The 13192-nt window shown below is 64.4% G+C and carries 13 protein-coding genes and 1 pseudogene; 4 read left to right on the top strand and 10 right to left on the bottom strand.

The window, feature by feature from the left end; all coding sequences use genetic code 11:
- The first annotated feature begins 318 nt into the window (after positions 1–318).
- Positions 319–2088, top strand: coding sequence for a glucan ABC transporter ATP-binding protein/ permease (locus tag EJ072_RS33565; protein WP_126083082.1), 1770 nt, complete (start codon positions 319–321; stop codon positions 2086–2088).
- A 214-nt stretch (positions 2089–2302) separates the two neighbouring features.
- Positions 2303–3061 carry a heme ABC transporter permease gene (locus EJ072_RS33560; RefSeq protein WP_126083081.1) on the top strand — a complete coding sequence of 253 codons (759 nt, stop codon included), beginning with the start codon at positions 2303–2305 and terminating at the stop codon, positions 3059–3061.
- Between the two features lie 3 nt (positions 3062–3064).
- Here EJ072_RS33560 and EJ072_RS33555 read toward each other — a convergent pair whose 3' ends face one another.
- Positions 3065–4123: a D-TA family PLP-dependent enzyme gene (locus EJ072_RS33555; protein ID WP_126083080.1), complete on the bottom strand. Its 1059-nt coding sequence runs from the start codon at positions 4121–4123 to the stop codon at positions 3065–3067.
- 210 nt (positions 4124–4333) lie between these two features.
- Here EJ072_RS33555 and EJ072_RS33550 point away from each other — a divergent pair, with 210 nt between their 5' ends.
- On the top strand, positions 4334–5032 hold the full coding sequence (locus tag EJ072_RS33550; RefSeq protein ID WP_126083079.1) for a D-lyxose/D-mannose family sugar isomerase: 699 nt from the start codon (positions 4334–4336) through the stop codon (positions 5030–5032).
- On the opposite strand, the gene EJ072_RS33545 is transcribed toward EJ072_RS33550, so the two are convergent.
- From EJ072_RS33545 to EJ072_RS33510, 8 genes are read right to left on the bottom strand one after another with little or no spacing between them, the layout of a single operon-like run.
- Positions 5029–5400: a hypothetical protein gene (locus tag EJ072_RS33545; protein WP_126083078.1), complete on the bottom strand. Its 372-nt coding sequence runs from the start codon at positions 5398–5400 to the stop codon at positions 5029–5031. The two genes, EJ072_RS33550 and EJ072_RS33545, sit on opposite strands and share 4 nt — an antisense overlap.
- A gap of 16 nt (positions 5401–5416) precedes the next feature.
- Complete coding sequence (locus EJ072_RS33540) at positions 5417–5851, bottom strand: hypothetical protein (RefSeq protein ID WP_126083077.1); 435 nt, start codon at positions 5849–5851, stop codon at positions 5417–5419.
- Between the two features lie 26 nt (positions 5852–5877).
- On the bottom strand, positions 5878–6756 hold the full coding sequence (locus tag EJ072_RS33535) for an RDD family protein (RefSeq protein ID WP_126083076.1): 879 nt from the start codon (positions 6754–6756) through the stop codon (positions 5878–5880).
- Entirely contained in the window at positions 6743–7759 is a 1017-nt protein-coding gene (locus tag EJ072_RS33530) for a stage II sporulation protein M (protein ID WP_126083075.1), read from the bottom strand. Before EJ072_RS33530 ends, EJ072_RS33535 begins: the two co-directional genes overlap by 14 nt.
- Positions 7756–9060: a DUF58 domain-containing protein gene (locus EJ072_RS33525; protein ID WP_126083074.1), complete on the bottom strand. Its 1305-nt coding sequence runs from the start codon at positions 9058–9060 to the stop codon at positions 7756–7758. Before EJ072_RS33525 ends, EJ072_RS33530 begins: the two co-directional genes overlap by 4 nt.
- The gene (locus tag EJ072_RS33520; RefSeq protein WP_126083073.1) at positions 9057–10013 is read right to left on the bottom strand and encodes a MoxR family ATPase; all 957 of its coding nucleotides are present in this window, start codon (positions 10011–10013) and stop codon (positions 9057–9059) included. Before EJ072_RS33520 ends, EJ072_RS33525 begins: the two co-directional genes overlap by 4 nt.
- Positions 10000–11208 carry a DUF4350 domain-containing protein gene (locus tag EJ072_RS33515; protein ID WP_126083072.1) on the bottom strand — a complete coding sequence of 403 codons (1209 nt, stop codon included), beginning with the start codon at positions 11206–11208 and terminating at the stop codon, positions 10000–10002. The genes EJ072_RS33520 and EJ072_RS33515 overlap by 14 nt, the downstream gene beginning before the upstream one ends.
- Positions 11205–11831 carry a DUF4129 domain-containing protein gene (locus EJ072_RS33510; protein ID WP_126083071.1) on the bottom strand — a complete coding sequence of 209 codons (627 nt, stop codon included), beginning with the start codon at positions 11829–11831 and terminating at the stop codon, positions 11205–11207. Before EJ072_RS33510 ends, EJ072_RS33515 begins: the two co-directional genes overlap by 4 nt.
- 149 nt (positions 11832–11980) lie before the next feature.
- Here EJ072_RS33510 and EJ072_RS33505 point away from each other — a divergent pair, with 149 nt between their 5' ends.
- Positions 11981–12763 carry a hypothetical protein gene (locus EJ072_RS33505; protein ID WP_126083070.1) on the top strand — a complete coding sequence of 261 codons (783 nt, stop codon included), beginning with the start codon at positions 11981–11983 and terminating at the stop codon, positions 12761–12763.
- 70 nt (positions 12764–12833) lie between these two features.
- On the opposite strand, the pseudogene EJ072_RS37180 reads toward EJ072_RS33505, so the two are convergent.
- Positions 12834–13055 (bottom strand): annotated as a pseudogene (locus tag EJ072_RS37180) (hypothetical protein); the annotation flags it as partial.
- Positions 13056–13192: the final 137 nt, after the last annotated feature.

Here is a 13192-nt window from a genome sequence, read left to right as displayed (position 1 = left end):
TTTTTTACTTGGCGTCCCTCCCGCGCGCGATCGCGGGCCTTCCTTTAGGGCAGGCTAAGCAAGCAGGCTGTGATTAAAAATGTGGCAGCGGAGAGCAAGTGCCACTATTTTGCCGCAAGGCTGACATTTCACCTTTTATCTCAAACCGTTAGTGATCACGTCAGATTTCGTACCGTCGTCATCTTTTGTTCGCTAAATCGGAACGGAAGGGATAGACGACGCATTGTTTCGCGACACGTTTACCGTTACGTGTCACAAAATGGTGCGGTGCACAATTCGAGCATTGAGCACAAACAAGAGTTTGGCGGAGTAGCTGAAGTGTCACTTCTGCAGATCTACTTTAGAGCGCTGGGTTATCTGGCGGCCGACAAGAAGCGCGTCGCGCTGATTTGCGGCGCCAACATCGCGCTCGCGGCGATCGCGATCCTCGAGCCAATCCTGCTGGGCAGGGTGATCGGAGCCATCTCCGAGAAAGGCCCTGTGTTTTCGACGCTCGCCGTATGGGCCGCGCTTGGTGCTTTCAACGTCATTGCCTTCGTGCTGGTGGCCCGCGGCGCCGACCGGTTCGCCCATGCCCGCCGCTCGGAAGTGCTGTGCCAGTCCTTCGAGCGCGTGATCACCATGCCGCTTGCCTGGCATCACCAGCGCGGCACGTCCAACTCGCTGCACACGCTGCTGCGCGCCGTCGAGACCCTGTTCAGCCTGTGGCTCGAATTCATGCGCGTGCATTTGTCGACGGCCATCGCGCTGGTGCTGTTGGTGCCGACCGCGCTTGCCATGGATATCCGCATGTCCGTCGTGCTACTCGGCCTCGGCATTCTCTATATCGGCATCGGCCGTATCGTCATGCGCCGCACCAAGGCGGGGCAGACCGCCGTCGAGCGCCACTACCACACCGTCTTTGCCCATGTCTCCGACAGCGTCAGCAATGTCGCCGTGCTGCAGAGCTACAACCGCATCGGCCACGAGACCGCGACGCTGAAGCGTTACGTCAAGGACCTGCTCGACGCGCAGAACCCTGTGCTCGACTGGTGGGCGATCGCCAATGCGCTGAACCGCCTGTCGTCGACCATCTCGATGATGATCGTGCTGTCGATCGGTGCCTATCTCGTCACCCGTGGCCAGCTCCGCGTCGGCGATGTCGTCGCCTTCGCCGGCTTTGCCGGGATGCTGATCGCCCGTCTTGACCAGATGTCGGCTTTCACCACCCAGATTTCCGAGGCCCGCGCCAAGCTCGAGGATTTCTACCGCCTTGAGGACTCGGCTGCCGAGACCACTGAGCCGGATGGCCTGCGCGAACTCACCAACGTCACCGGCCATGTGCGCTTCGAGGACGTCAGCTTCGAGTTCGCCAATTCGGGCCACGGCATCGAGGACGTCTCGTTCGAGGTCCAGGCTGGCCAGACGGTCGCCATTGTCGGCCCGACCGGCGCCGGCAAGACGACGCTGATCAATCTGCTGCAGCGGGTCTTCACGCCGTCCAGCGGTCGTATCCTGATCGACGGCATCGACACCAGGACCGTGACCCGGAAGTCGCTGCGCCACTCGATCGCCACCGTCTTCCAGGACGCCGGCCTGCTCAACCGCTCGATCGAGGACAATATCCGCGTCGGCCGCGCCGATGCGAGCAATGACGAAGTGCACGCCGCGGCCAATGCGGCCGCCGCGCAGGACTTCATCCTGGCCAAGAGCAGCGGCTACGACACCGTCGTCGGCGAGCGCGGCGGCCAGCTTTCGGGCGGCGAGCGCCAGCGTATCGCCATCGCCCGCGCCGTGCTGAAGGATGCGCCGATCCTGGTGCTCGACGAGGCGACCAGCGCGCTCGACGTCGAGACCGAGGATCGCGTCAAGGAAGCGATCGACGAGCTGCGCCGCAACCGCACGACCTTCATCATCGCCCACCGCCTGACCACGGTCCGCGACGCCGACCTCGTCGTCTTCATGGACAAGGGCAAGGTGGTCGAGATGGGCGGCTTCACCGAGCTGTCGCTGCGCAACGGCCGCTTCGCCGCCCTGCTGCGCGCCGGCGGCCTGCTCAACGACGAAGAGGTCCGCCGCCTGAGCCGGCCGGTGACGGAAGCGGCGTAATCCTAGAGCTCCCCCTTCCCCCTTGTGGGGGAAGGTGTCGCCGAAGGCGACGGATGAGAGTGCTCTAGGGAAAGCCAGCGTCTCACTCCGCTGGAACACCCCTCATCCGTCTCGGCGCTCCGCGCCGATCCACCTTCTCCCACAAGGGGAGAAGGGAAAGCCTGCGACACTCTCCCAATTGCCCCAAACCCACTGCGGGTCTATTTAGGTCGCCATGAGCGACGCCACTTCACGCTTTTCCGGCTGGATCGATCTCGCCAACCCGACGCGCTTTGTCGGGCTGGCCGACAAGATCATTCCGTGGCTGGCGGCGGTCGCGGTGATCCTGCTTGGCGTGGGCCTCTATATGAGCTTCACCGCGCCGGAGGATTTCCAGCAGGGCATCACGGTACGCATCATGTATATCCACGTGCCTTTCGCCTGGCTCGCAATGATGTGCTACACGATCATGGCGATCTCGGCGCTGGGCACGCTGGTCTGGCGCCATCCGCTGGCCGACGTCGCGCTGAAATCGGCGGCCCCGATCGGCGCCACCTTTACAGCACTCGCGCTGATCACCGGCTCCATCTGGGGCAAGCCGATGTGGGGCACCTGGTGGGTATGGGATGCGCGGCTGACCTCGGTCTTTGTGCTTTTCCTGATGTATCTCGGCATCATCGCGCTGACCCGCGCGCTGGATGACGCCGGCCGCGCCGCCTGGGCGGCGGCCATCATCACGCTGGTCGGCTTCATCAATATCCCGATCATCAAATTTTCGGTCGACTGGTGGAACACGCTGCACCAGCCGGCGTCGGTCTTCCGCCTCGGCGGCCCGACCGTCGACCCATCGATGCTATGGCCGCTCGCCGTGATGGCGCTGGGTTTCACCGTGCTGTTCTTCGCCCTGCATCTGATGGCTATGCGCACGGAGATCTTCAGGCGGCGCGTGACCGCGATGCGGAGAGTGGCGGCACGGCAGGCCGAGCGGCAGTAGGGCTCAGCCCATCTTCCCTCGCGCCGCCACCGGCAGCGTTTCCAGCACCTTGTCGCCGTCGATCAGATGCACCTGGTCGAACAAATTCGTCACCACGCAGCAATGATCGGGCACGACGCGCACCCGCTCACCGATGCCCAAGGCGGCGCCATGGGCAAGCGTGACGGTGCCGTGCTCTTCGCTCAAACCCGTTACGCGGGCGCCCGGCATGCCGAGCAGCTCGCCGAACTCCAGCAGGCCGAGCGTATCGGAAGACAGCGCCTTGCTGCCTGAGTCGAGGATAGCGCGGGTCGGCGTCGGGTGGCTGACGACGGTGGCAAGCACCGTCAGCGCGCAGTCGTCCAGCGTGCCGACGCCTTTGGCGACCTGGTAGCGGTCGAGGTAGATGTAGGTGCCGGGCCGGTATTCGGTGACGATGCTGTTCTCGCCGGAGCGCCACATATCCGGCGTGCCGCCGCTGGAGACGCGCACGCATTCGAGCCCCGCCGCGGCAAGCGCGTCGTGCGCGCTTTTCAGCCAGGCCTCGGCTTGCGCCGCGCGGCCGGCCGCCGGATAGGTCATCAGCCCACCGAAGGCGAGGCCCTTGACCTGGTCGATGACCTTGGCCAGCGCCACCGCATCGGCCGGGGTCTGCACGCCGCAGCGGCCCATGCCGGTGTCGCACTCGACCAGCACCTGCAGCGGATGGCCGGCATCGGTGAAGGTGGCGGCTAGCCCTTCCAGCGTCTCATGGCTGTCCGCCGTCACCGAGAGCGTGACGTGGCCATGCAGCGCCTTCAGCCGTTCCAGCTTGGCGCGGCCAAGGATGTTGTAGGGCAGGAAAATATCCTCGAGCCCCGCATCGGCCATCACTTCGGCCTCGCCGATCTTCTGGCAGGTGATGCCGACGGCGCCGGCCGCCACCTGCTTCTTCGCCCAGTAGGGTAGCTTGTGCGTCTTGATGTGCGGCCGCAGCTTCAATCCATGGGCGTCGGCATGCGCCTGCGCCTTTTTGATGTTGGCTTCGGCGCGGGCCGCATCGATCAGGATCGCCGGCGTGTCGAGGTCGTCTATGCTTGGCATGAAAGTCACCATTCAAAGCATGTCTCCCGAGAGCGGGATCCGGTTTCGGGATAAAGACATGCGCAAAATCGAAAAGTCCGGCTGGGTTTATGGTCCCGATCCGGCTGGATGTCACGGGGCCAGAACAGCGGGTTTGCGTCGACAGCCGACCGGCATTGGGCTATTCGGATGGGCAGATTTCAGCAAGGCATCGGCCGGAGGACAACCACCATGAAGCGCTCCAAGATCAACGACATCATCCGCGAAGCCGACGCCTTCATCCGCTCCTTCGGCTATATCATGCCGCCCTTCGCCTATTGGTCGCCGGAAGAGATGAAGGCGCACAAGGCCGATTCTTCCGCCATCTTCACCTCACGCCTCGGCTGGGACATCACCGACTACGGCCAGGAGAAGTTCGACGAGCTTGGCCTGTTCCTGTTCACCGTGCGCAACGGCCGCTACGAGGACATGAAGCTCGGCATGGGGATGCTCTATGCCGAAAAGATCATGATCTCGCGCAAGGACCAGCTCTCGCCGATGCACCGCCACAACATCAAGGCCGAGGACATCATCAACCGCGGCGGCGGCAAGCTGGTGCTGGAGCTATTCATGCACGACCGCGACGGCGGCATCGACCCGAAGGCCGAAGTGTCAGTGCCGGTCGACGGCACCATCACCAGATTGCCGGCCGGCGGGCTCCTGAAGCTCGATCCCGGCCAGAGCGTCACGCTGCTGCCCGGTGTCTGGCACGCCTTCTGGGCCGAGGGCAAGGACGTGCTGATCGGCGAGGTCTCGACCGTCAATGACGACCTCACCGACAACGTTTTCCGCGACCCGATCGGCCGCTTCTCCAACATCGACGAGGACGTCGCGCCGCTGCACCTTCTGGTGTCGGACTATGAGAAGTGGGTGGGTAGAGCGAAGGCCTAATCGTCCCAATTCAACTGCTGAAAAAACGTCCAGATGCTGATGGCGCTGTCATCCTTCTCGCTCGTGCTGTGCAGCGTCAGGACGATATCCACGGTGGGCAGTGCTTTGATCATGACCGTGATCACGCGCGTCCCATCCTCAGGCACGATACCAATGCCGGAGGTCATTTCCCAAGTTCCTCCGGCCCGCTGAAGTCGGGGAGCTGAATCTTCGAATTGCTCCCTCATCGATGCGTCGTTTGGAAACGGTTCATCTGTGAGTTCTGCAAATTCTTCCCACGATCCGGAGACTGCCGCCTGAATGACGCGGTCAATTCTGGCTTCTTCTGCTTTGCTGACCCTAACCTTCACGTCGTTGCCCTCGCGCATGCGACATAGGGGATCATTAGCGACACAGTTCAATGCAATCTCGAACAGCGCGTCCCAGATCGCCGGGCGTACCTGTTGAATAAAAGATCGTGTCCAGCGGCACGGCACTTTCTCTGTTTACCTTGGCATAGGGGATAAGTTTGAATTTATCCTCTCCCTGTTGGTCGACCGACATCTGCCGGGATTTCCAAAGGAAGGAATTGTATGACCTGAACCCAAAACGCGAGGCCGATCTGTTGAGGAGAACTTTATCTACAATCTCGTCGGGCACACCACTGACATGAGCGCGGATCGCGCTCAGTGTCGATGCCCCTATGTCTTTGTCCGAGATCGAAGGTAGCTCGCCAACGAGGATGACGGGACCGGCAAACATCTCCCAGCCATCGCGCGTGGTGACCATAGGAATTACGAAAACTCTTTCGCCCACTATGTTCAGGAAGCAATGCTTCATGTGCTGGCTCTGTCCAAGTCTGCGGCCTACCGCGCATACTTATCCGCCTTGCGGTTCCCAAGCAGCAGCTTGCGTTCCAGATACGCGCGGAGCTCGCCGTAATAGGCGGTGAGGAAGGCCTTTGAATCGATCGGCTCGACCCTGGCGCCGATCTTGCGGGCTATGGTCTCCGCCACCGCCTTGAGCGCCGAATGATCGTCGCGGCGCAGCACTTCTTCCAGCTTCTGCAGCTCGGCGATGCCATAGGCGTCGAGTTGCGCGGGGCTGAACTGGAAGCGGGCGGCAACCGGGTCCTTGCGCAGCGACAGGTCCTCGACCAGCGCCACTTTCGGCGCCTCGACCACCCAGGTGCCGGCGAGCAGGTCGCCGATCCTCAGCCGGTCGCGGTTGAACAGCGGGAACAGCGAGAACAGCAACGCCCACACCAGGCCGAAGATGGTCGATAGCGTGTCGGCGACATCGGCGCTGGCGCGCGCGGCGAGGATCGAAAGCGGCAGGAACACCTCGATCTCGCGCATCAGGTTGCGTGCGATGAGCTGGTCCAGCGTGAGGCCCGCGCCGCTGCGCGAGGCGACCCTGACGCCCACCATGCGCTTGCCCGGTGTGGCTGCCCGCCGACCTGCCTCGAAAGCGATGAAATAGACGTTGCGCAGGAAGAAGATGAAGATGATCCAGACGATGAACAGCGGCTCGGCATCCTGCACGCCAAGCCCGCCAAGGCCAAACAGCGCGACGAGGCTGACCACGACCGCCGCCACGACGATGATCACCACGTCGAGCAGGAAACCGGAAGCCCGGGTGCCGGCATCCGCCAGTTTCACGCGCAGGTCGACGCCCTCCGGCGTGACAAGCGGGCGGATCAATGCCGCCGGGTTCTTGACCTTCGCTGTCCTAGCGGTCGCCATGCCGCACCATCCGGAACAGGTAGAAATAACAGATCCATAAGGCGAGCATGCCGCCGCCGATCGAATAGCGGACGATGTCGCTGGTGATCGTCTGCCTTCCGATGCCTTCCAGCAATCCGGCGAAAAGCAGCATCACCGTGACGCCGATCATGGCGGTCGCCGCCACGCGTCCGGCTCGCGCCGCGGCGGCCATACGGGTGAGCTCGCCGGGAAAGGCGATGCTGGTGCCGATGCGCATCCCGGCCGCGCCCGCGATGGCGATGGCGAACAGTTCCGTCGTGCCATGGATCGAAAGCCAGCCGCCGAGCTCGAAGCCCAGGCCCTTGGCGGCATAGATCTGGAAAATGGCGCCGAGCATGCAGCCATTCATCAGGATGATCAGCACGCTCGGCACCGCGAAGGCGAAACCCAGCGCGAAGGCCAGGATCGAGACCTGTGTGTTGTGGGTGAAGAGATAGGCGGCAAAGCCTGAGAGGAAGTGATCGCCGCCGCCGTAAAGCACGCTGCGCAGCACCTCGGCGGAAGAATCCGGGTTGCGCCCGCCCGCCAAGCTCGGCGTGATGATGGCGTCGTACCAGCGCTTGTCGGAGGCGACCAGCCAATAGCCCGCGATCGCGCCGATCACGGTGAGGGCGCCCGATGTCCACACCTCGCGCCACAGATCGCGGATCGCCGCCGGCCAGTCGTGCAGGAAGAAGTCGCCGATGCGCGTCCTCAAGGAGCGCCGCGCACCGTAGAGATAGAAGTAGCCGCGCAGGCAGAGCGCCTCGAGATAGGCGATCAGCGCGCTGTCGAGCGAGGTCGCGCGCGCCACCGAAAGCGACGACAGCGCCGAGCGGTAGAGGAGCGGCAGCGAGAGCAGCTCGTCTTCCGACAGCGCGCGTGGCGCGCGCTTCTCGACGCGCGCCAGCAGCGCCTCGAAGGCTTTCCAGTCGGCCTCGCGCTCCTGGCGGAAGCTTGCCAGCGACTGGCGCACTGCATCGGTGCCGGCCGACAGCGTCATAGAAGGTTCTCCTCCTTGAGCTGGATATAGCGCTCGACCAGCGCCGGGCCGAGCCGCTGATGGTCGGCCTCGATGACATGCGCGCCAAGCAGCCTGAGCCTGCCGATCACCACCTGCCGCTGCCGCAGGAGGTCTCCGGCGGTGACGGAGCGGGCGACATCCTCGGGCGCCGCCGGCGCCATGTCGGCCAGCGTTTCGAGTTCCAGATCCCTCATCAGCATGAACAGCACCAGATGCCGCTCGGTCAGCCGGCCGACGGTGCGCAGCATCAATTCGGCGCTGATCGGGTCGACGAAATCGGTGAAGACGATGACCAGATAGCGCCGGTCAAGTTTGGCTGACAGCGTGGTCAGCGCCAGGGTGAAATTGGTCTCTTCGGTTGAATAGTCGATCTCGGCGGCGCGCTTCTGGATCATGGTGAAGCTCGGCGAGCCGCGCACCGCGCCGCTGGAGACGCGCGGCCTAGCGTCGAAGGAGAACAGGCTGACGAGATCGCCGCCCTTGAGCGCGATGAAGGCCGACAGGAGGGCCGCCGTCACCGCCCGGTCGACCTTCGGCACGCCGTCGACCGGCTCGCACATCAGCCGGCCGCTGTCGATGGCCAGAACGATGTTGTTGTTCTCCTCGATCCGGAACTCGCGCGCAAGAAGCTTGCCGTGGCGGGCGCTGCGCTTCCAGTCGATCATGCGCCGGCCCATGCCGGGCTGGTAGTCTTTCAGCGCCTCGAATTCGCGGCCCTGTCCAGCGCGCTTCTGGGCGTGGCCGTCGGCAAGGGCCGAACGCTGCAAGAGCGTGATTGCCTCGTCGCGCGCGCTGTTGACATTGGGCAGCACCGCGACCTTGCGCTCGACCGGCAACATGACCTGGTTCCAAACCAACCCAAACGGGCCCTGCCAGCGCAGCCACAGCCGGTCGAAACTGGCGATGCCGCGGCGGATAGCCTCGAATTCGAGATCGAGCGTGCCGCCATTGGCCGGCAGCGCGCCGCCTGTGCCGGCGACCGGCTGAACCCGCTGATCATGCCCGATGCGCGCCTGCAGGCGCCGCAACTTTGCCCCGACACCGGCCGCGATGTGCAACGTGAAGCGACCGCCGACGCCCACCTGGGGCGGCGCCGTCAGCACCGCATCGAGCGAGGCGCGGCCTCTGCCCGCGGCCGCATCCACCGCCAGGAAGGCAAGCAGAACGCAGATCCACAACAGGCCAAGATACCAGACAGAAGGCAGCGCGAGCGCGATCAGGAAGGCGGGGATCGCCCCCGCCGCCGCTGCCCAGACCGATCGACCGCTCGGATAGATCAACGCGGCGCTTCCGTATGGTCGACGAGGTCGGAGACGATCTGCTCGACCAGCCGCCCGTCGATCTGAGCGGCCGGCGACAGCACGACGCGGTGGCGCAGCGCCGGCACGGCCAGAGCCTTGACGTCGTCCGGGATAACGTAGTTGCGGCCGTCGAGCGCCGCCCTGGCGCGCGCGGCTCTCGCCAGCATGGCGCCCGCGCGAGGGCTGGCGCCCACCTCCAGGTCAGGGCTTTCGCGCGTGCCGCGCACAAGTGCCGCGATATAGCCGACGACATCGCCGACCAGCGTGACGTCGCCGACGGTGGCAAGTGCGGCTTCGAGCGTCTTGCGGTCGGTCTGCGCCCTGATGCCGTATTGCCCTATGTCGTGCGAGGCCGATCCACCGCCGTGGTTGACGATGATGGCGCGCTCTTCCGCAAGGTCCGGATAGCTCACCCGATGCTTGAACAGGAAGCGGTCGAGCTGAGCCTCGGGCAGCGGATAGACACCCTGATGCTCGATCGGGTTCTGCGTTGCCACCACCATGAAATTCTGCCCGAGCGAATGCGTCGTGCCGTCGAAGGTGACGGCGTGTTCCTGCATGGCTTCGAGCAGGGCGGCCTGCGTCTTCGGCGGCGTGCGGTTGATTTCGTCGGCGAGCAAAAGGTCACAGAAGATCGGGCCGCGCGTCAGCGTGAACTGCCCGGTCTGGAAATTGTAGATGTTGGCGCCGACGATGTCGCCGGGCATCAGGTCGGGCGTGAACTGGATGCGGCCATAGGCGACGCCCAGCGCCTGCGCGAAGCAGCGCGCCGTCATCGTCTTGGCGGTGCCCGGCGGGCCTTCGAGCAGGATATGGCCGCCGGCAAACAGCGCCGTCAGCATCAGGTCGACCGTGTCATGCTGGCCGGTGATCGCTTTCGCCACTTCTTCCCTGATCGCGTTCGCCAGGGCCTCCACTTCATCGACGTTCACCGAGCCTCCTTGCCGTCCAGTCATGCAGCTGTTCGGCTGCTTCATGCATTGCTGCCAGATTGTTGGATTCGTTCGCGGCCTGGAAGCGCCGGGTGAAGCCGTGCGCCTCGCTTTTGTCGCGGGAATCGAGCCAGCGGTCGAGCGCCTCGCCCTGCAGCCCATGCGGCGCGCCGAGCAGGGCGCCGGCGCGCTGCCGCACCAGCGCCGCGTATCGGTCGCCCAAGCCCTGCAACCGACCGGCGCGCCTGAGCAGCGTCGCCGTGGTGTCGACCAGCGCCCGCTTGCCGAAGGCGATGGCGCGGCTTTCCGCCCTTGGCGGCCCGAAGCGGCCGAGCCCGTGCAGGAAGGCAAGGGCCGCCGCCACCAGCACCGAAAGCGTCAAAGCCAGGAAGGGCGGTTCGACCAGGAGCTTGGCGAGATCGTATTTCTGGCCGATGCCGTGCAGCGTCAGGTCGAACATGACCGCGCCCTTGGCGGGCTCCAGCATGGCGATCATGTCGAGCGCTGCGGCCGCCGTCTGCTCGTCCTTCAGCCCGGCATTGTTGATGAAATCGGGATCGGTGAGGATGTAGAAGGGTTCGTTGTCGAGCTCGGTGAGGATGGCTTTGCCGTCACCGGCCGCGATCAGCGGGTGATCGTCCGCCACCCATTGCAGTTCGTCCGGCACGGCGATCTTGCGGCCTTGGACATCGATCGTGTCGACCTTCGGCTTGCCTTCGCCGAGCTTCGCCTTGGCGATGCGGCCGAGCCAGTCGTTGACGACCGAGTTCGGCAGCCGTTCGATTTTCGTTTCCCAACCGTCACGGCCCAGCAATGGCATGGTCTGCCATTTCGGCAACACGAACAGCGTGTCCTTGCCTGAGCGCAGCTTGATGAGGTGATCGAACGCGGCCGGGTCGCTGCCCGGCGCGATGGTGACGACGAGCAGGAAGGTGGAAGCCAGCGGCGACTCCTTCTCGCCGCGCTCCATCGGCGGCGCCTGTCTAGTGGTGAGCTTCAGCCATTCGACAAGCCCGGCATAACCGGTGCCGCCTTTCGAAAACGGCGTGGCGCCGCCTTCAGGCTGGCGGAAATCGGGCGCATAGGTGGACAGGAGGAAGAAGCCTGCAGCGGCCAGAAGACTGGCGAAAATGCCCCAGAACAACGTCTTGCGGCTGAACGGCTCCTGCGCTGCTTCCGTCGTTGCCACGCTCATGCCCAGGCGTCCCGGAAGGCGAAGCGCTCATAGGCGCCGCGCGCCTGCTGCCACCCTTCGGCGCCGACGGGCCGCCGGGCAAACAGCGCGGCTTCGACGATGCGGGCGATCTCGCTGAAGGCGGCGCGGGGCCGGCTGGGGATCGAGCTGGCGGCCGCGATGTCGCGCGCGGTGAGCGACGGTCGCAGGAAGTCCGGTATGTGGGTCGCGATGTCGGCGACGCTGCGGCGCAGCAGAAGATGCACCGCCTCGTCAAACTCGCCGCGGGCGGCGAGCGCATCGGCCTCGGAGAGCAGGACCTGGGCGACTTCAGCGTCCGGACGCCATTCCTCCTTCTCCTCGGTCTCCTGGCGCTTGCGCCGCCAGGACAGGCGCCAGGCGACGCCTTTGGCTTCAAGGACGAGCAGAAAAGCGATGATCGCGACGCCGAGGATCACCGCGCCCCAGAACAGATAGATCATGTAGGGGCCGAGCTTGGCCAGGCCATCCAGCAGCGGCTTCAGCCACTGCGGCGGCTCGGGCCGCACATAGGTCGGCAGCCCGAACTGGATCGAATCGTCCGCCAGCAGCTGCATGTGCAACTGTGCCAGCCGTTCCGCATCTTCCGTCCCTGCGGCTGTCACCCGCCCGTTTCCCCTGCAACCCGCGGTTCAGGGCCGACACTGGCAATACGCCATGACAATTGCAAGTGCACTGGACGCAGCCCCGCAATCTTGGCAAATTTACTTTGAAGTCACCGATTGGATGCGGCGATGACTCGGGGGAAATTATCATGACCACTGCAACTTTGGGACAACCCGGCAGGTTCGAGATCGGCAGGGTCTTCAGCAACACATTCGGCGTCATTGGCCGAAACATCGGGCTTTGCGTGGGGCTGGCGGCGCTGTTCGCCGGCCTGCCGACATTGGTGATCCGGATGGTGACCCAGCCTCAGATCGACGCGATTCTGCAAAGGGATCCTGGTGCCATGCCTGATCCGAGCGCGGCATTTCGCAATTCCTACATCACCATCATCGCCGGTCTGATTTCATTTGTGTGCACGCTTCTGCTGCAATCGGCGCTGGTGCGGGCGACCATCGAGGACCTCAACGGCAAGCGGCCGTCCTTCGGCGACTGCATCCAGATTGCGATCCGCTTTCTGCTGCCGACGCTGGCGATCGGCATTCTTGTCGCTCTCGGCGCGGGCATTGGCCTGATGCTGCTGATCGTGCCCGGCATCATTCTGTGGCTTGGCTGGTCGATGTCGGTGCCCGTCCTGATCCAGGAACGGCGGGGCGTGTTCGGCTCGATGTCGCGCAGCCGCGCCCTGACCAAGGGCAGCCGCTGGTCGCTGTTCGGCCTGTTCCTCATTCTCATCATCATCGCGATGATCATCCAGTGGGGAATTTTGCTCGTTCTCGTGCTGTTCGGCGGCCTCATCGCCGAGATCGGCGCCGCGCTGGTGCAGACCGTGGTGTCGATGGTGCTCTCGATCGCCACCGCGGTGAGCTACGTCGAGCTGCGTCAGGCGAAGGAAGGCGCAAGCATCGACGAACTGGCGGAGATTTTCTCGTAGCGGCCGGCACCGTCGAGGAGCGACAGCCGCCTAGTGACAACAGCAACAGTCCGCCTGCACGCTCGTCCGGCTCCTTCCAGGTCAGATTGTAGAAAGGCCCGGCGGCATAGGCGATGCCCCAATGCACGAAGGCGCAGCCGGGATCGCGCTCCAGCGCCTTCTCGAAGCATTTGATGCCTTCCTCGTGGTTGAAGCCGTAGCACCAGTTCAGCCCGATATCGAACCAGCGCTGCGTCTCGTCCGAGGAGGTGGAAATGGGGCGGCGATAGGTGCCGAGGTCGAAGTGATCCATGCCTTGCTGCTTCTCGTATTTCGCGCCGGTGAAAGCCGACCGAGCGCGCAATCTGTGCCGAAAGGCGGCTGATTGGCAAATGACAAACGACCGGCGCGACCCAACCGAGCCACGCCGGCTGTTTCGGCCCCGGAGGT

This window comes from Mesorhizobium sp. M2A.F.Ca.ET.046.03.2.1 (assembly GCF_003952425.1).
Taxonomy (GTDB): Bacteria; Pseudomonadota; Alphaproteobacteria; order Rhizobiales; family Rhizobiaceae; genus Mesorhizobium.
The sequence above is the reverse complement of the archived record's forward strand: the minus strand, read 5'-3'. Positions and strand labels throughout refer to the sequence as shown.

What these genes read in the sequence shown, in the direction of transcription:
- EJ072_RS33505 (WP_126083070.1), top strand. Translation starts at nt 11,981, where the DNA reads ATGACCACTGCAACTTTGGGACAACCCGGCAGGTTCGAGATCGGCAGG.
- EJ072_RS33540 (WP_126083077.1), bottom strand. Translation starts at nt 5,851, where the DNA reads ATGAAGCATTGCTTCCTGAACATAGTGGGCGAAAGAGTTTTCGTAATT.
- EJ072_RS33515 (WP_126083072.1), bottom strand. Translation starts at nt 11,208, where the DNA reads ATGAGCGTGGCAACGACGGAAGCAGCGCAGGAGCCGTTCAGCCGCAAG.
- EJ072_RS33530 (WP_126083075.1), bottom strand. Translation starts at nt 7,759, where the DNA reads ATGACGCTGTCGGCCGGCACCGATGCAGTGCGCCAGTCGCTGGCAAGC.
- EJ072_RS33545 (WP_126083078.1), bottom strand. Translation starts at nt 5,400, where the DNA reads ATGCGCGAGGGCAACGACGTGAAGGTTAGGGTCAGCAAAGCAGAAGAA.
- EJ072_RS33560 (WP_126083081.1), top strand. Translation starts at nt 2,303, where the DNA reads ATGAGCGACGCCACTTCACGCTTTTCCGGCTGGATCGATCTCGCCAAC.
- EJ072_RS33550 (WP_126083079.1), top strand. Translation starts at nt 4,334, where the DNA reads ATGAAGCGCTCCAAGATCAACGACATCATCCGCGAAGCCGACGCCTTC.
- EJ072_RS33555 (WP_126083080.1), bottom strand. Translation starts at nt 4,123, where the DNA reads ATGCCAAGCATAGACGACCTCGACACGCCGGCGATCCTGATCGATGCG.
- EJ072_RS33535 (WP_126083076.1), bottom strand. Translation starts at nt 6,756, where the DNA reads ATGGCGACCGCTAGGACAGCGAAGGTCAAGAACCCGGCGGCATTGATC.